This is a genomic window from Streptomyces sp. WMMB303 (genome assembly GCF_029351045.1).
Taxonomy (GTDB): domain Bacteria; phylum Actinomycetota; class Actinomycetes; order Streptomycetales; family Streptomycetaceae; genus Streptomyces.
Genome location: NZ_JARKIN010000001.1, coordinates 5,440,270 through 5,458,895 on the forward strand (window position 1 = coordinate 5,440,270; position 18,626 = coordinate 5,458,895).

The window sequence follows — 18,626 nt, forward strand, 5'->3', positions numbered from 1 at the left end:
GGTGGTCGCGCAGCAGCGGGTCGCCGGCTCGTACGACGTGCTCGGTGCCGCGCGCTTCGTCCGGCTCCTCGGCGTGCTGCGGCAGGTCGACCCAGTAGCGCTCCTCGGCGAACGGGTACTGCGGCAGCGGCACCCGGCGTCCGCCGGGGCGCCGTGCGGGCAGTTCGGCTCCCCCGACCCAGGCGCGGGCCTGCGCGGACAGCTCGGCGGCGGAGTCCGGGCCGGTTCCCGGGTCCTGCCCGGGTGCCGCGGCCGGGGCGGCACCGGTGCGCGGGGTCCCGATGCGCGGGGCGCGGCCGGTCAGCAGCCCGTCCGCACCGTCGCGGCCCGCGGCGAACGCCTCCAGCGCGCGGACCAGTTCGGCGCCGCTGCCGGTGACGACGGCGAGCCGGTGCTCCATCGGCTCCCGGCCGACCCGCAGGGTGTGGGCGATGTCCGCCAGTTCGGTGCGGGCGGTGCGCAGGAACGCGGCCAGCCGGGCGGCGTAGACGCGCAGCCGGTCCTCCTCGCGGGCCGAGAGCACGAACAGCTGGGGTTCCCGGTGCTGCCGCTCGGCCGGCTCCGCGGCTGTGGGTACCGGGTCCGCCTCCTCGACGACGAGATGGCAGTTGACGCCGCCCGCGCCGAAGCTGCTGAGCCCGGCCCGGCGCGGCCCGTCCTGCGTCGCGGGCCACGCGGCGGCCGTGCGCTGTACCGCGAACGGGGTGCGCGCGAGGTCGATGTCCGGGTTGGGGGGATCGGCGTGCAGCGAGGGCACCAGCCTGCGGTGCCGCAGTTGGAGCAGCACCTTGGTCAGGCCCGCGATCCCGGCGGCGGACTCCAGGTGCCCGATACCCGACTTGACCGACCCGACGGCGATGTTCTCCGCTCCCGCGTACCCCTTGGCCAGGCCGGAGATCTCGATCGGGTCGCCGAGCCCGGTACCGGTGCCGTGGGCCTCCACATAGGAGACGGCGGCGGGGTCGATGCCCGCGGACTCCAGCGCCGCGGCCACGACCCGGTGCTGGGCCTCCGGGCTGGGCACGGTGTAGCCGTTGGTGCGGCCGCCGTGTGCCGCGGCATGCCCGGTGATCACTCCGTGCACGTGGTCCCCGTCGGCCAGGGCCCGGTCCAGCGGCTTGAGCAGCACGGCTCCGACACCCTCGCCGGGCACATAGCCGTCGCCGCCCGCCCCGAAGGCGCGGCACCTGCCGTCGGTGGACAGGAACCTGCCCTGGCTGAGGAAGACGTACTTGTACGGGTGCGGCGACAGGTTGACCCCGCCGGCCAGCGCGAGTTCCGACTCTCCGGAGCGCAGCGAGGCGCAGGCCAGGTGGAGCGCGGTCAGCGACGAGGAGCACATCGTGTCGACGCCGACGCTGGGACCGCGCAGGTCGAGCGTGTACGACACCCGGTTGGCGACGCCCGCGTGCGAGGAGCCGGGTACGGGCTTGCCCGCGCGCATCGCGTCGACGCCGTAGAGCTGGTAGTGGCCGTGCATCACTCCGGCGAAGACCCCGACCGGTCGGCGGGCCAGGTCGGCCGCCCGGTATCCGGCCTCCTCCACGGCGTGCCAGGCGGTCTGCAGGAACAGCCGCTCCTGCGGGTCCATCAGCGCGGCCTCGCGCGGGGAGATGTCGAAGAACAGCGGGTCGAACCGGTCGGCGCCGTCGAGGAAGGCGCCCCACCGCGAGTAGCTGGCTCCGGGGGTGCCGCGCTCGGGGTGGAAGTCGCGGTCCGGGTCCCAACGCCGGGCGGGGATCTCGGTGACGGCGTCGCGGCCGGCCACCAGGTTGTCCCAGAAGGCGTCCAGGTCCTCGGCGTCCGGATAGCGTCCGCTGAGCCCGATGACCGCGACGGGGAAGGTCCCGGCCCGCGCGGGGCGCGGTGCGGTCGTCGCCGGGGGCCGGTGTCCGCCGTCCGGCGCGGACGGCGCGGACGACGCCATCGGTTCGGCGGCGGCGAGCGGTTCGGGGGCGGCTGCGGACGGTTCGGACGGCTCCGGACGGAGGCGGGTGAGCGCCTCCGGGTACTCGACGGCCAGGTGGTCGGCGAGTTCGGCGAGGGTGGGGTGCGCGTAGAAGAGTGTCTTGTCGAACCCGGTGGCCAGCCTGATCTCCAACTCGGCGGAGAGCTGGGTGACCATCAGCGAGTCCAGGCCGTAGCGTTCGAGCGGCACGCTGTCCTCGACCTGGTCGGGCGCCAGCCTGGTCTGCTCGGCGACCAGGGCGCGCAGCAGCAGCCGAGCCGACTCCGCCGGGTCCCGGTCCGCTTCGGTCCGCCCGGTGTCCTCGTGTCCCGCGGCGGACACGCCGGCAGGCCCCGCGGAGTGCGCGAGCCCCGCGGAGCCGCCGCCCGGTCCGTGCGGCCCGGTCGCGGGCGACGGCTCGACCCGGACGGCGTCCAGCGCGGTGCGGGTGGCCGCCGGATCGCCCGGTACGACCAGCAGCGCGCCCGGAGCGGCGCCGAGCGCGGCGGCGAAGGCCGCCGCCGCCTCCCGGCCGGACAGGTCGCCGAGGCCGTAGCGCGCCCGCAGGTGCGCGGCGGACCGCTCCCCCTGCCGCATCCCGGCGTCCCGCCAGCGCGGCCAGGCCAGCGCCACGGTGCGGCCGGGTGCGCCGGTCGCGGCACGCCGCTCGGCCACCGCGTCCAGCACCGCGTTGGCGTAGGCGTAGCCGGCCTGGCCGGGGTTGCCGACGACCCCGGCGACCGAGGTGAACAGCGCGAAGAATTCCAGCGGTTCGTCCAGCGTCGCCACGTTCAGGGCCTCGGCGCCGTAGAGCTTGGGGGCCAGCACGGCGTCGAGGTCCGCGTCGGTGGTGTCGGCCAGCAGCGCGTCGCGCAGCACCCCGGCGGCGTGCACCACGCCGGTGATCCCGCCGTGCTCCGCCCGCACCTGCGCGACCAGGTCCGCCACCCGGGCCCGGTCGGTGACGTCGACGGCCCGGTAGGTGACCGACAGGGCGCTGTCCGCCAGCGCGTCGAGCGCCGCGCGGGCCTCCGCGCGTGGCTGGGCCGAGCGGCCCGTCAGCACCAGGTGGACGCGGGCCCGTTCGGCGAGGCTCGCGGCGATGCGCAGTCCGACACCGCCGGCGCCGCCGGTGATCAGGTACACCCCGCCGTCCCGCGGCGCCCACGGGATGCCGTCCGCCGCGGCCTGCCGGTGGCGGCGCACCTGCCGCACTCCGTCCCGGTGGCGCACCACCGGGTCGCTCGCGGCGAACTCCGCGGGCAGCACCTCGTCCGGCCCCTCGACCAGGCTGATCCGCAGCCTGGGGTCCTCGGCGGCGACGGTGCGGGCGAGCCCGTCGAGGCCGAGCGCGGACGGGGCGCCGTCGTGCGCCACCACGATCCGGATCGGGCCGGGGGGCGCGGTGGCGAGCAGGGCGCGGCACAGGCGCAGCAGCGAGCGGACGCCGCGGTCCAGGTCGCCGTCCCGGACGGTGTCCGGGTCCGCGCCCCGCGCCCAGGTGTGCAGGATCCGGTCGGGGGTGAGGCCGTCCTCGGCGAGGTCGGCCAGCAGCCGGGTGCAGTGCTCCGCGCGGCCGGGTGCGATCTCGTAGCGCAGCCGGTGCACCCGCCGGAAGGCGGTGCCTTCGGTGACCGTGACCACCTGGGTGCCCAGCGGCCGGGGGGCCGCGGTGTCGGCGGCGTCCGGGGTGTCGGCGGCGGACCCGCCGAAGAGCAGGCAGGTGCCGGTCAGTCGGCCGGGCCGGGGTACCGTCGGGCCGGTCTCCCAGTGCCGGGCGACCAGGGCGGCGCCGCGGCCGGGAGCGGTGCGGAGCGCGACGCCGGCCAGCCGGGCCACGGCCGAACCGTGCCGGTCGAGCACCTGGATGTCGGCCCGGACCAGCCCCTGGTCGGCCGTGGTGCGCAGAGCCACGGTGCGGGCGGCGGCGACGGGGGCCTCGATCACGAGGGTGTCCACGGCGACGGGCAGCAGCAGGGTGCCCGGCTCGGCGGTGTGCAGGACGGACACGGCCGCGGCCTGGATCGCCAGGTCCAGCACAGCCGCCTCGCGGTCGAACCGGGAGGCTCCCGCCGGGGGCGCGAGGTCGGCGACCGCGGTGCCGTCCCCGACGGTGACCGTGCGCAGGCCGCGCAGCCCGGGGCCGTACTCCAGCCCGCCCGCGCCCAGCAGCGCGTAGCAGCGGTCGTGGTCGAGGACGGTCCCGCCGTCGGCGTGTGCCGGTTCCGCCGGTGCGGGGGCGGGCCCGGTGAGGGCGCTGCCCGCGCTGCAGGTGACGCCGTCGGCGCCGAGCGCGAACCGGCCGCCGTCGGCCGTCCGCGCGCTCACCGTCAGCGTCCGCGGCCCCGGCACCTCGCACGGGTGGTCGAAACTGACCCGGCGCAGCCCGGTGACGTCCGGGTCGAGTGCCCGCAGGGCGGCGAGGCCCAGCAGACTGCCCGCGGCGGCCGACAGCGTCGGCACCCCCCGGACCACGTGGTCGGCGAGGAACGGCTCGGTACCGGTGACGGCGATCTCGCGGGTCTGCGCGGCGACCGTGCCCGGCTCTCCGGCCTCCCGGCGCCGCGCGGGCCCGGCGGCGCCCTCGGTCTCGAGCCGGAAGTGCGCGGTCTCGAACGGGTAGGTGGGCAGGACGACGCCGCGTCCGGGGCGCCGGGCGAAGACGGCCGTCCAGTCCGGGGCGGCTCCGGCCTCCCAGGCGCGGCACAGCGACTCGAGCGGCGGCTCACCGGCCAGCGCGACCGCGTCCGGCGGCAGTTCGGCCAGCGGCCGCACGGGGAACGAGGCACCGGTGAGTCCGTCGGCGGCGGCGGGCTCGTCCCACACCCGGCGCGCCGTCGCCAGATCGCACCCGCCGGCGGCGGCGAGGGCGAGGCCGGCCGAGGCGGCACACGCGTATCCGGCCTCGGGCAGCAGGCCCCAGCTCAGCCGCAGCCGGGCCAGGGTGTGCAGCAGCGTGAAGGCGGCGGGCGCGTCCGCACCGCACTCGGCGGCGAACGCCTCGGCGGCGGGCTCGGACGCCAGCAGCGCGGCCAGCCGCGCCTCCGGCTCCGGGACGCGGGCGTCGAAGGCGAACACCACCGGCGCCGCGGTGCCCGGTTCCTGCGGTGCGGACAGCTGCCGCAGCAGGTCGTCGCGGTCCGCGGCCAGGACGGCGCGCCGGTGGCGGTGCGCGGCCCGGCCGCAGGCCAGGGTGCGGGCCGTGTCCGCCAGGCCGGTCTCCGGGTGGCTGCGCAGGTGCGCGACGAGGTCCGCGGCCGTGCGCCGCAGCGCGGTGGGGGTCGCGGCGGACAGCACGATCGGCACCGGCCCGGTGGTCCCCGCCGGCGCGTCGGGGCACCCCTCCCCGGGCCCGTCCTGTTGCTCGTCGGCCTGTTCCAGGAGCAGATGGGCGTTGGTGCCGCTGATGCCGAAGGCCGAGACCGCGGCCCGGCGGGGTCCGCCGGTCTCCGGCCACGGCCGCGCCTCGGTCAGCAGCCGCACCGGGCCGTCCGCCCACTCCACCTCCGGTGTGGGCCGGTCGACGTGCAGGGTGCGCGGCAGCACTCCGTGCCGCAGCGCCATCACCGTCTTGATCACGCCGCCGACGCCCGCCGCCGCCTGGGCGTGGCCGATGTTGGACTTCAGGGAGCCCAGCCACAGCGGCCGGTCGGCTGGGCGGTCCGCGTATCCGGCGCGCAGCGCCTCGACTTCGATCGGGTCGCCGAGGGTGGTGCCGGTGCCGTGCCCCTCGACCAGCTCGACGTCGCCGGGGTCCAGTCGTGCGTCGGCGAGCGCGTCGGCGATCAGGCGCTGCTGCGCGGGTCCGCTCGGTGCGGTGAGCCCGTTGCTGGCACCGTCGGAGTTCACGGCGCCGCCGCGCACCACGGCCAGCACCGGATGGCCGTTGCGCCGGGCGTCGGAGAGCCGCTCCAGCAGCAGCAGTCCGGCGCCCTCGGCCCAGCCGGTGCCGTCGGCCGCCGCGGCGTAGGACTTGCACCGCCCGTCCCGGGACAGGCCGCGCTGCTGGGCGAACTCGACGAACACGCCCGGCGAGGTCAGCACCGTGGCGCCGCCGGCCAGGGCCAGGTCGCACTCGCCCAGCCGCAGCGCGCGCACCGCCTGGTGCACCGCGACCAGCGACGAGGAGCAGGCCGTGTCCACGGTGACGGCCTGGCCGTGCAGCCCGTAGCGGAACGCCAGCCGTCCGGAGGCGATGCTGAGCGAGGTGCCGGTGAGCAGGTATCCGGCGGCGTCGCCGGCCGCGTCGCTCAGCCGCGGCCCGTACTCGCCGCCCATGGCGCCGATGAACACCGCCGTGGCGCTGGAGCGCAGCGAGTCCGGGTCGACGGCCGCGCGTTCCAGGACCTCCCACGAGACTTCCAGCAGCAGCCGCTGCTGCGGGTCCATGGCCGCCGCCTCACGGGGGCTGATGCCGAAGAACACCGGATCGAACCGGTAGGGGTCGTCGAGGAAGCCGCCCGCCGACGCGTAGGTCCGGCCCGGCACTCCGGGCTCCGGGTCGACCAGTGCGTCCAGGTCCCAACCGCGGTCGCCGGGCAGCGGGCCGACGGCGTCGCTCTCCTCGGTCACCAGCCGCCACAAATCCTCCGGACCGCGCACCCCGCCGGGGTAGCGGCAGCCCATGGAGACGATCGCGACGGGCTCGTGGGCCGCCTCGGTGACCGCGTGCAGCCGCTGCCTGGTCTGCTGGAGCTTGGCCGTCGCCCGGCGCAGGTAGGCGACGAGTTCCTGCTCATCGGCCATCGGGGCTCCTTCCGGGGGAGACCGCGCCGTCGAGGGCGCCGGAGTCGTCGAGGGCAGCGGTTTCGCCGGGTCCGGCGTCCGGGTCGGCGTCGATCAGTGCGAAGAGTTCGTCGACGTCGGCGTCGGTCAGGATGTGCGCGATCTCCTCGGCACCGGTGCGCGACGGCCCGTCCGCTGCGGCGGGCACGGGGTCGGGTGCCGGGCCGGGAGCGGCGGTGCCGTCCGGTGTGCCCGCGGCGCGCCGCGCGTCCTCCGCCGGGGGCGCCAACCGGTCGAGCAGCCAGGCGGCGAGCTGCCCGGGGGTGGGGTGGCTGAAGACGACGGTGGCGGGCAACCGCAGCCCGGTCGCCGCGGCGAGCCGGTTGCGCACCTCGACGGCGATCAGGGAGTCGCAGCCGAGCGCCTTGAACGAGGTGTCGGCGTCGACGGTGTGCGAGGCGCCGTGCCCGAGCGCCGCCGCGGTGTGCGCGCCGACGAGGGCCACCATCCGGGAGCGCCGCTGCGCCGCGGGCAGGGCGGTCAGCTCCTCGGTCACCGAGTGGACCGGTTCCTGGCGCGCGGCCGGGCGCGGCCGCGCCGGTGCGATGCCGCGCAGCATGCCGGACGTGCCCGAGCCGTGCAGCCGGGCGGCCACCACCAGCGGAGCCGTCTCCCGCAGCGCGGCGCCGAACAGCCGCAGTCCGGCGTCGGTCTCCAGCTCCCCGATGCCCGCGGCCGCCAGCCGGCGCACGGCGGTGTCGTCCAACTGGCCGGTCATGCCGCTGCGCCGGGACCACAGTCCCCAGGCGATCGACGTCGCGGGCAGCCCGGCCGCGTGCCGGGTCCTGGCCAGCGCGTCGAGCGCGCCGTTGGCCGCCGCGTAGTTGGCCTGCCCGGCGGTGCCCAGCAGGCCCGCGACCGAGGAGAACAGCACGAACGCGGTGACCGAGGAGAGGTGTGCCGTCAGCTCGTGCAGCGCCTGCGCGGCCGCCGCCTTGGGCCGCATCACGCGGTGGAGCGCCTCGGTGTCCATGGCGGACACCAGACCGTCCTCCAGCACACCCGCGGCGTGCACCACCGTGGTGAGCGGGTACCCGTCCGGGACGGTCTCCAGGACCCGGGCCAGCGCTTCGCGGTCCGCCGCGTCGCAGGCCACCGCCTCGGCGTCGGCGCCCAGCGCGGCCAGTTCGTCGACGAGTCCGTCCGCTCCGGGTGCGTGCGGGCCGCGCCTGCTGAGCAGCAGGAGCCGGCGCACGCCGTGCGCGGTGACCAGTTCGCGGGCGACGAGTGCGCCGAGCCCGCCGGTCCCGCCGGTGATCAGCGCGGTGCCGCCGAGCGAAGGGGTCGGGGCCGACTGCCGGGTCCCGGTGCTGCGGCGCAGCACAGGAGACTCGGTGCTGCGGCGCAGCACCGGGGTCTCGAACCGGCCGTCCCGGTCGCGCAGTTGCGCCTCACCGGTGGCCAGCGCGGCGGCGACCCGTGCCGGGTCGGGCGCGGCTTCGGGGGTGTCCAGCAGCAGGAAGCGGCCCGGGTTCTCGGTCTGCGCCGACCGCATCAGTCCCCACACGGCGGCGTGGCCGGGGTCGGACAGCCCGCCGTCGCCGCCGGTGGTCACCACCGCGAGCCGGGACGCCGCGAACCGCTCCTCCCCCGCCCAGGCGCGCACCCGCTCCAGCACCCGGGCGGCCGCGGCCGCGGGGTCCTCCCCGGCCGGGCAGCTCAGGACGGCCACGGCGGGCGCCGCGGCGGGCAGTTCGGTGCCCAGGACGACGGGGTCCTCCTCCCCCGCGCCGGCGGCGGGGGCGGGGTCCGGCTCGGCGACCGGCATCCAGTCCGGCGCGTACAGACCGACGTCCGCGGTGAGCAGTCCCGGGGAGACCGGGCGCAGCGCGAGGTGGTCGACGGTGAGTACCGGGGCCCCGTCCTCGTCCCAGGCGGACAACGCCACCGCGCCGTCCTCGCCCACGGCCGCGAGCCGTACCCGCAGGGTGGTCGCGGCGGTCGTGGACAGCCGAACCCCGGTCCAGGAGAAGGGCAGCCGGCAGGTTCCCGCGTCGCCGTCGCGCAGCCAGATCCCGTGCAGCGCCGCGTCCAGCAGCGCCGGGTGCACGCCGAACCCGCGCGGTGCGGCCTGCGGGCTCTCCGGCAGGGAGACCTCCAGCCACAGGTCCCCGTCCCGGGACCAGGCCGAGCGCAGGCCGCGGAAGACCGGTCCGTAGTCCAGCCCGAGCGACCGCAGCCGCGTGTAGTGCCCGGCCACCGGCACCGGGGTCGCCTCCGGTGGCGGCCACGCGGCGAGCGGGGCCGCCGCGTCCGGGGTGTCCGGGGTGTCCGGTCCGGCGACCGCGGTGGCGTGCCGGACCCACTGCGCGCCCTCGGCGTCGGCGCGGGTGTGCACGGTGACCGGGCGGCGGCCCTCCCCGTCGGGCTCCGCCACCACCAGTTGGGTGGTCAGCGCACCCTCGGCGGGCAGCACCACCGGCTGGTCCAGGACCAGTTCGGTGACCACCGGGCAGCCGGCCCGGCGGGCGGCGCACAGCACCAGTTCCAGGCAGGCCGTACCGGGCAGCACCACGGTGTCGAGCACCGCGTGGTCGGCCAGCCAGGGTGTTTCCTCGACCGAGAGGGTGCCGGTCAGCACGAGGGTGCCGCTGTCGGCGAGTTCGACGGCGGCCCCCAGCAGGGGGTGCGCCGCGGACTCCAGTCCCGCCGCCGACAGGTCGCCGGCGCCCGCCGGGACCGGGAGCCAGTGCGACTCCCGCTGGAAGGGGTAGGTCGGCAGCGGGACCGCGGTGCCCCGCACGGTCTCGGACCAGTACACCGGCAGTCCGTGCGCGTCCGCCTTGGCCAGTGACCGCAGGAACCGCTCCGGCCCGCCCTCGTCGCGGGTCAGCGTCTCCACGAGGACGACGTCCGCGGCTGCTTCGTCGGCGCACTCGGCGATCCCGGAGAGCGCCACCGGGTGCGGGCTGACTTCGACGAAGGCGCGGTGCCCGGCGTCGAGGAGGGCGCCGACGGCCTCGTCGAAGCGGACCGTCTCGCGCAGGTTGCGGTACCAGTAGCCGGAGTCGAGTGCGGCGTCCCGCACGAAGGCGGCGTCCACGGTGGACATCATCGGGATGCGGGGGGCGGTGGGGCGTACGTCGGCCAGGTCGGTGCGCAGCCGCTCCTCCAGCTCGGCCACCTGCGCGGAGTGCGACGCGTAGTCGACCGCGACGAGCTTCGCGCGGACACCGTCGGCGACGCAGCGCTCCACGACCTCGGCGACCGCTTCGGGCTCCCCCGAGACGGTGGTGGCACCGGGGCCGTTGCGCACGGCGACCGACACCCGCTCGCCCCAGGGCGACAGCAGTGCACGCACCCGGTCGGTCGGCAGCGCCACGGAGGCCATGGCGCCCCGCCCGGCCAGTGCCACCAGGGCCTGCGAGCGGCGGGCGACGATCAGCGCGGCGTCCTCCAGACTCAGCGCCCCGGCGGTGCACGCGGCGGCGATCTCGCCCTGGCTGTTGCCGACCACGGCGGCCGGTTCCACACCGTGCGCGCGCCACAGTTCGGCGAGCGCGACCATGGTGGCGAACAGCACGGGCTGCACCACGTCGACCCGGTCCGCTCCGGGCTGCCCCGGTTCGCCGCGCAGTACTCCGGTCAGGCTCCAGTCCACGTGCGGGGACAGGGCCTGCTCGCAGCGGTCGATCGAGGTGGCGAAGGGCGGCGCCGCGTCGAGGAGTTCGCGCCCCATGCCGGCCCACTGCGCGCCCTGGCCGCCGAAGACGAGGACGGGACGGTGGTCCTCGGTGGCGCTGCCCAGCACGACGGAGGGGTCGGCGGTGCCCTCGGCGACGGCGGTCAGACCGCGCAGCAGCGCGTCCCGGCCGGTGCCGGTGACCGCGGCACGCTGCCGGAAGCGGGTGCGGGTGGTCAGCAGCGAGTGGGCGACATCGGCCGGTTGCCGGTCCGCGCGCGCGGCCAGTTCGGTGTGCAGCCGGGCGGCCTGGTCACGCAGCGCCTGCTCGGTGCGGCCGGAGAGCACGAGCGCCACCGGGCCGCCGGGCCCCGGCTGCTGCGGGGCGGCCGCGAGCGGCTCGGCGCGGGGCGGCTGTTCGAGGACGACGTGCGCGTTGGTGCCGCTGATGCCGAAGGATGAGATTCCGGCCCGCCGCGGCCGGCCGGCCGACGGCCAGGGCACGGCCCGGGTGAGCAGTTGAAGGCCGCCGGACGCCCAGTCGATGTGCGGCGAGGGTTCCTCGGCGTGCAGGGTGGCGGGGAGTTCGCCGTGCCCGAGCGCCAGCACCATCTTGATCAGCCCGGCCAGTCCGGCGGCGGCCTGGGTGTGTCCGATGTTGGACTTGACCGAGCCGAGCAGCAGCGGCCGGTCGGCGGGCCGGCCGGTTCCGTAGGCGGCCAGCAGCGCGCTCGCCTCGACGGGGTCGCCGAGCGCGGTACCGGTGCCGTGCGCCTCGACGGCGTCCACCTCGTGCGCGAGCACCCCCGCGTCGGCGAGCGCCTCGGCGATCACCTGCCGCTGGGCCAGTCCGCTGGGTGCGGTGAGTCCGTTGCTGGCGCCGTCGGAGTTCAGCGCCGTACCGCGTACCACCGCCAGCACCGGGTGGCCGTTGCGGCGGGCTTCGGAGAGCCGCTCCAGCACCACGGCGCCCGCGCCCTCGGCCCAGCCGGTACCGTCCGCCGAGGCGCCGAACGCCCGGCAGCGGCCGTCGGCCGACAGCCCACCCTGCCGGGCGAACTCGGTGAACATGCCCGGCAGCGGCATCACGGTGACCCCGCCCGCGAGGGCGAGGGTGGACTCCCCGGTGCGCAGCGATCGGCAGGCCAGGTGCACCGCGGCGAGGGACGAGGAGCAGGCGGTGTCGACGGTGAGGGCCGGGCCGGAGAGGCCGAGCACGTAGGCGAGCCGGCCCGACAGCACGCTCGGGGTGCCGCCGGTGAGCAGGAATCCGCCCGCCGCGTCGGCCTGTTCGTGCAGCCGGGCGCCGTAGTCCTGGGCCGTGGCGCCCGCGAAGACCGCGGTGCGGGTGGCGCGCAGCGTCCCGGGGACGATGCCGGCGCGCTCGACGGCCTCCCAGGCCACTTCGAGGAACAGTCGCTGCTGCGGGTCCATCGCGGCCGCTTCCCGGGGGGAGATGCCGAAGAACTCCGCGTCGAAGCGGTCGATGCCGGTGAGGAATCCGCCGGGGCGCAGGCCGCTGACGTCCATCCGCTGCCAGCCGCGTTCGGCGGGCGGCGGGGTGATCGCGTCGACGCGGTCGGCCAGCAGCCGCCACAGGTCCTCGGGGTTCTCCACTCCGCCGGGGAACCGGCAGCCCATGCCGACGACGACCACCGGGTCGGCCGCTTCCTCGGACGCGGCCGGTGCGGCCGGTGCGGCCGGCTGCCCGCTCGTCGCCGGGGCGGCCGCGGCCGGCTCCTGGTCCGGCGTGCTCGCCAGGTGCTCGGCCAGCGCGGCGGGCGTGGGGTGGTCGTAGAGGAGGGCGACCGGCAGGTCGGCGCCGATCCGCTCCTCGAGTAGATCGCGCAGCTCCAGGCCCATCATCGAGTCGAAGCCCTGGTCCCGGAAGGGGAGGTCGGGTGCGACCGCCGCGCCCAGCACTCCGGCGGCCAGCTCCAGTACCGCGGCCAGCGGCGGCTCCTGGGCGCCGGGGGCGGCATCGGCGGCTCGCGCCGGCGCGGGCCGTGCCGCCGGGGCGTCCTCGGCTTCGGCCGATGCGGCCGGCGCGGTGGGCCAGTGGCGGCGGCGCTGGAAGGGATAGCCCGGCAGCGGCACCCGGACCGGTGCGTACTGTTCGAACACCGCATGCCAGTCGGTCTGTTCACCCGCCAGGAACCGGTCGGTGCGCTCCTGGACGGGCGAGGCGGCGGCGGGGGTGTGACCTGTGACGGTGGCGCAGGACGGGTCGGCGGCGTCGGCCAGTTCGTCCAGCCCCGCCAGCAGGGTCGCCCGGTCGTGGGCGAGGACGACCGCGCGGCAGGGGTGCGCGGTGCGGGCTGTGGCGAGCGTGCAGGCCACGTCCACCCGGCGCAGCCCGGGCCGGGCCGCCAGGTGTGCGCGCAGTGCGCGGGCCGCCGCGGCGAGCGCCCCGGGTGTCCGTGCGGACAGCGGGAAGGGCAGCGGCTCCGTGGCGTCGGCGGTGGGCACGGGTACGTCCTCGTCGTGCGCGGCGAGGACGACATGGCAGTTGGTGCCGCCCATACCGAACGCGCTGACGCCCGCCACCAGCGGGGCTTCCGGACGGGGCCAGCCCGAGGTCGCGGTCTGCACCCGCAGGCCGTGCGGCGGAAGCCGGTCGGCGGGCGCGGTGAAGTGCAGGCTGGCCGGCAGCTCCCGGTGGTGGAGCGCCAGGGCCGTCTTGACCAGTCCGGCGATCCCGGCGGCGCCCTCCAGGTGGCCGATGTTCGTCTTCACCGAGCCCACTGCCAACGGTCCGCCGGGGCGGTCGGCGAAGACCTCGCCGAGCGCGTCCGCCTCGGCCGCGTCGCCGGCCGGTGTCCCGGTGCCGTGCAGTTCCACGTACTGCACATCCGCGGGGTCCGTCCCGGCGGCCCGGTGCGCGGACCTGATGAGTTCGCTCTGGGCCCGCGGGTCGGGTGCGGCCATCTCCTCACCCGCGCCGTCGTGGTTGACCGCGGCGGCGCGGATCACGCAGTACACCCGGTCGCCGTCGGCGACCGCGGCGGCGAGCGGCTTGAGCACGACGAGCGCGCCGCCCTCGCCGCGGACGAACCCGTCGGCGTCCCGGTCGAAGACCCGGCAGCGGCCGCGTGGGGAGAGCACTCCCAGGCGGGCGGCGGCCAGTTGGGTGTCCGGCACCAGGGCCAGGTTCACCCCGCCGGCCACTGCCAGTTCGCACTCCCCGGCGCGCAGGCTCGCGCACGCCAGTTGGACCGAGACCAGCGAGGAGGACTGCCCGGTGTCCACGAGCAGGCTGGGGCCGCGCACCCCCAGGTGGTGCGAGATCCGGTTGGCGATCACGCCGCGTTGCAGTCCGGTCGTGGCGTGGTGGGACAGCGCCGCCGAGCCGTGCCGGGAGGCCAGCAGCGCGTAGTCGTCGGACAGCGAGCCGACGAACACGCCGACCGGCCGGTGGCGCAGTGCGCCGGGTACGACACCGGCGTCCTCCATCGCCTCCCAGGCCAGCTCCAGCGCCAGGCGCTGCTGCGGATCCATGGCCGCCGCCTCGCGGTCGGCGATCCCGAAGAAGTCCGCGTCGAACTCGTCGACGGAGTCCAGGAAGCCGCCCTCGTCCGGCAGTCCGGGCCCGGCCGGTACGGGCGCGGTGCGGCGGCGCTCCGACGGGCGGGCCACGCTGTCGGTCCCGGCGACCAGGTTGTCCCAGAACTGCGCCGGCCCGTCGGCTCCGGGCACACGACACCCCACCCCGACGACCGCGATCCGGTCGACGGGTGCGTTCTCCCGCGTCATCCGGTGATCCCCCCTGGGTGCGGCGGGCCGTCCGCCGCCCGCCGGTCCGCGCCGGGTGGCGGCCCCGGGTGCGGTCCGGGCGTCGGCCGCGGGCCGTCGCCGTGGCCACCGGGTGGCGGGGCCTGCTCCTGGGTGACGGGGCAGGCCCGGTGCAGGTAGTTGGGGCGCAGATCGCCCTCGTCGTAGTAGCGGTGGAAGACGAGGGTCGCCGAGCCGGAGAGCGGCGGCACGATCCACGACCAGTCCGCCGGGCAGCTGCGGCCCGCCTCCTCCTCGCGCTCGACGTGGGTGAGGAAGCGCTTGGCCTCGGTGTGGTGGTCGGTGATCTTGACGCCGGCCCGGGCGAAGGAGTGCAGGACGGCGACGTTCAGCTCGACCATCGCCCGGTCCCGCCACAGTGAGGTGTCGGAACTGGTGTCCAGCGCCATCTTCGCCGCGACGACGGGCAGCATGTCGTAGCGGTCGGTGTCCCCGAAGTTGCGGGCGCCGATCTCGGTGCCCATGTACCAGCCGTTGAACGGGGCGGCCGGGTAGCGGATGCCGCCGATCTCCAGGTCCATCGCGGAGATCACGGGCACCGCGTGCCAGCGCAGCCCCAGTGCGGCGAACCAGGGGTACCGCGGGTGGGACAGCTCGACCTCCAGCACGGCTTCCGGCGGGAGTTCGAACACCTCGATCCCGTCCCGCGGGGTCTCGACGACCAGCGGAAGCACGTCGAAGCGGGTGCCGGGACCGCCGGGCCAGCCGTGCCGCAGCGCCAGTTCCGTCAGGCCGGTGTTCATCGGGTCGCCGAGGACCGTACCGTCCGGCTGCCGGTATCCGGCGTACCGGATGAGCTGCTCGTTGTGGAAGCGCGGTCCGGGGGTGTCGGGCCCGTCCGGGGCGAACACGGTGATGGTGGGCCGGATCCGGCCGCCGCCGCCCGCCTCCGTCAGATGCTTGACCGACTCGGCCGCGATGTCCGCCGCGTCCCGGGTGGCGCGCCGGTCGCGCACCCGCAGACTGCGCCAGTAGAGCCTGCCGATGCACCGGTTGCTGTTGCGCCAGGCCACCCGCGCCCCGAAGGCGAGTTCTGCCCGGGTGTGGGTGTAGGTGCCGGTGGCGTCCACCTCCGCGCGGATGTCGGCCATCCGCCGGGCGGCCGAACCGTCGTCCTGCCCCTCGCCCTCACTGTGGAAGAGGCCGACGAACCGCTCCGCTTCGTCCAGCAGCCGGGCCGTGTCCCGGCCGGGCGAGGCGGCCGGCGCCTCCGCCGCGAGCGGGGCGGCGCCGGTGGAGCGTTCGACGGCACGCCGAAAGAGACTTTCACTGAGCAAGGCTTCCCCGTTCCCATGCCCCCGCTGTTCCCCGTCAGTGCGCCGCTCCCCGGGCCCTCGCCCGCGGCCGGCGGAGCGGCTCGCTCAGTGCAGCCGGATCGGCAGTGTGCTCAGGCCGCGGACCAGCAGGCTGTTGCGCCACTGGAGGGTCTCCGGCTCCCGGGCCAGGCCCAGGTCCGGGAAGCGGGCCAGCAGCCTGCTCAGCGCCACCTCGATCTCCACCCGGGAGAGCGGTGCGCCGAGGCAGTAGTGGATGCCGTGCCCGAAGGCGAGGCTGCCGCCCAGCGGCCGGGTGAAGTCCAGTCGGGCCGGCTCCGGGAACTTCTCACCGTCGCGATTGGCGGCGATCAGCGAGACCAGGACGAACTGACCCTTGGGGATGGTGGTACCGGCGACGGTCACGTCGGTGGCGGTGGAGCGCAGGGTGGCCACGTTGACCGGGCCGTCGAACCGCAGCAGTTCGTCCACCGCGTTGGGCATCAGCGACGGGTCCGCCTTGAGTTCGGCCAACTTGTCCGGGTTCTTCAGCAGCGCGAGCACGGCGTTGCCGACCATGCTGGCGGTGGTCTCGTATCCGGCGACGAACATCAGCGCGCAGGTCGAGACCAGTTCGCGGTCGCTGAGCCGGTCGCCGTCCTCGCGGGCGTTGATCAGCGCGGTGATCAGGTCGTCGGCCGGGTCGGCCCGCTTCGCCTCGATGACGTCGACCAGGTACTGGTCGACCCCGCGCACCGCCTCGTTCATCCGGGCCGGATCGTTGGTGGTGAAGATCGTCTCGGTCCAGGTGCGGAAGGCGTCCTCGTCGGCCGGCGGGATCCCCAGCAGCCGGCAGGTCACGGCCATCGACATCGGGAAGGAGAGGGAGCGCAGCAGGTCGACCTCGCCCGCGGCGGAGATCGTGTCCAGCAGGCCGTCGACGATCTGCTGGATCTCGGGACGCAGTGCCTCGACCCGGCGGCGGGTGAAGGCCTTGGCGGCCAGTTCGCGCAGCCGCGTGTGGTCCGGCGGATCGGCGAAGAGCATGTGCTTGGTGAGGATGTCGGTGTATCCCTCGTGCGCCGACACACCGGTGCTCTGCTGCGCGAAGATGTCCGGGACACCGGAGAAGTCCTTGGTGAACCGGGCGTCGGAGAGGGCCTCCTTGGCCTCCTCGTAGCGGGTGATCACCCAGACGTCGATACCGTCGGGGGTCCGCATCGCGTGGACGGGTCCTTCCACCCGGAGGCGGTCGTAGACCGCGTACGGATCCTGGAAGAACGACATGTCGAGGACTTCGCGGCCGGGCCCGGTCAAGGTCGTCATACGCTTCCACCTCTCCTGTCCCTCAAGGGCGTCTCGAACCTATGGGCCGGTGAGCGAACCTGCCAATAACGAGAATCAGTTACCCCCGCCCGCGGGCATGGCCGTCCGGTCGGCTGCCGCCGTCGACTCCGCGAGCGTGACCACCCGGGCGACCGCCACCCGCGAACCCACCCGCAGCTTGCGCAGGATCCGGCCGACGTGGACCTGGACGGTGTTCAGCTTGATGTCGAGCGCGCTGGCGATCTGCTGGTTCGAGCTGCCGCGTGCGATCAGCCGGGCCACCTGCAGTTCGCGCGGGGAAAGGCACTCGATCACCCCCGTCCCCCGGCCCGCGTCGCCGACGGGGGCCGACCGTCCGGCCGCCCGCAGCAGCCGGACGTTGTCCGCCGCGACCGGTGCGGCGGAGGACCGGTAGAGCTCCTCCGACCGGGCCAGGGCCGTCTGGGAAGCGCGGCGGCGGCCCTTTCGGCCGTGCGCCGCCCCGGCCATCAGGTACGCGGCGGCCAGCCCCAGCCGGGCCCGGTCGCGCTCGAAGGCCACGCACGCGGCGTCGGCCGCTCGCTGTGCGCTGTCCGGGTCGGAGCCGAGCACCGCCTCGGCGTGGGCGAGTTGGGCGTAGCCGTGGGCGCGGTTCATGCCGCAGGCCAGCGCACTGCTCATGGCCAGCCGGCTCCACTCGCGGGCTTCGCCGTGCTGGTCGAGTGAGGAGTCCGCCGAGGCCAGCACCGCGTAGACGCGGGCCCGGCCGACGACCGGGACCAGCGGCAGCCGCTTGCCGCCCACCGCCTCGAGCACCGTGTCCCGGCCGTCCCGCAGCGACCCGGTGCGCAGCATCGTCATCCCGATCAGCGCCAGCGCCGCGTTCTCGAACGGGCCGCGGAACGGGGTGACGGTCCGCGCCTGCTCGGCCAGCTCCCGGGCGCGCTCGTTGTCGCCCGCCTCCAGGGCGATCTCGCTGAGCGCGATCAGCGCCGTCTCGACCAGGTCCGGGTGGCCGCGGGTCTCCGCGGTCCGCAGGGCGTGCAGGGTGTGCTGCTCGGCCTCGCCGAGCCTGCCGAGTTCACGCAGCGTGGCACCGTGCAGGACGCGGAGCAGGAGCGCGTGCCGCCACTCCCCCAGCGCCTCGGCGATCCGCATGCCGCGGCGCTGGTGCGCCTCGGCCTCGGTGAGCCGCTGGAGCTGGCTCTCCACCCAGGACAGGTCGGTGAGTAACGGCAGCAGCCGGCCGACGGTGGCGTCGTCGGCGCGGTCCAGGTGGGCCGCCACCCGGTCGGCGTGCACCCGGGCCGTGTACAGTCCGCCGGTCCAGCAGCCGGCCAGCGCGAGCGACATGCCCGCCTCGGCGAGGGCACCGCGGTCACCGAAGGCGGCCGCGCGCTCGAATGCCTGTGCGGCGTAGTACTCCTGCCGCAGATGGTCGCTCTTCTGCAGATAGCACCGGCTCGCCTCCAGCAGGAGTGCCAGCGCGCCCGGATCGCAGGTACCGATCCTGGCCAGCTCCCCGTTGATCTCGGCGAGCCGGTGGTCCGGGCCGGCGAGCTGCTCGTGCAGCACCGCGTCGAAGTCGGGGCCGTTGCGGTCGGGGACGTCGTGGTCGGGGACGTCGTGGTCGGGGACAGGGACTTCCTCCCGGCGGAAGGATCGCGCCACGGAGAAGGGTATGTACGCCTCCATAAGGGCATCTTCGACCAGTTCGCGATGGACATGCACCGACGGGCCGGGAGTGTATCCCTGATCACATACCTCTCGGTACGGGAACTCCAAACCCTGTATAGACCAAGCAAGTTGACCGGAGCCGTCCGCCGGGAGGCGGTGGCTTGCGGCCGAGCACCGGCCCGGCCCGCAGCCCCCCGGCACCGGCCCCCGGAGCACCTCCGGCAGCCGTTGACACGCCGGGTGG

General features: G+C 76.0%; 5 protein-coding genes (1 of these 5 running past the window's edge). All 5 read right to left on the minus strand.

Annotated features, from left to right (window positions below):
* Window positions 1-6,694 carry the start of an SDR family NAD(P)-dependent oxidoreductase gene (locus P2424_RS23630; RefSeq protein WP_346660113.1) on the minus strand. It extends 8,285 nt beyond the left edge of the window, so 6,694 of the gene's 14,979 nt are visible here — the first part of the coding sequence; it begins with the start codon at window positions 6,692-6,694; its stop codon lies off the left edge, out of view.
* Window positions 6,684-14,108 (minus strand): type I polyketide synthase, encoded by a 7,425-nt coding sequence (locus P2424_RS23640; protein WP_276477738.1) that lies wholly within the window; start codon window positions 14,106-14,108, stop codon window positions 6,684-6,686. The genes P2424_RS23630 and P2424_RS23640 overlap by 11 nt, the downstream gene beginning before the upstream one ends.
* Complete coding sequence (locus P2424_RS23645; protein ID WP_276477739.1) at window positions 14,105-15,424, minus strand: nitric oxide synthase oxygenase; 1,320 nt, start codon at window positions 15,422-15,424, stop codon at window positions 14,105-14,107. Before P2424_RS23645 ends, P2424_RS23640 begins: the two co-directional genes overlap by 4 nt.
* 84 nt (window positions 15,425-15,508) lie before the next feature.
* Complete coding sequence (locus P2424_RS23650) at window positions 15,509-16,726, minus strand: cytochrome P450 (protein WP_276477740.1); 1,218 nt, start codon at window positions 16,724-16,726, stop codon at window positions 15,509-15,511.
* A gap of 75 nt (window positions 16,727-16,801) precedes the next feature.
* Window positions 16,802-18,376: a LuxR C-terminal-related transcriptional regulator gene (locus P2424_RS23655; protein WP_276477741.1), complete on the minus strand. Its 1,575-nt coding sequence runs from the start codon at window positions 18,374-18,376 to the stop codon at window positions 16,802-16,804.
* Between the last annotated feature and the right edge of the window lie 250 nt (window positions 18,377-18,626).

Coding starts and splice junctions, on each gene's coding strand:
- P2424_RS23640 (WP_276477738.1), bottom strand. CDS start 14,108: ATGACGCGGGAGAACGCACCCGTCGACCGGATCGCGGTCGTCGGGGTG.
- P2424_RS23650 (WP_276477740.1), bottom strand. CDS start 16,726: ATGACGACCTTGACCGGGCCCGGCCGCGAAGTCCTCGACATGTCGTTC.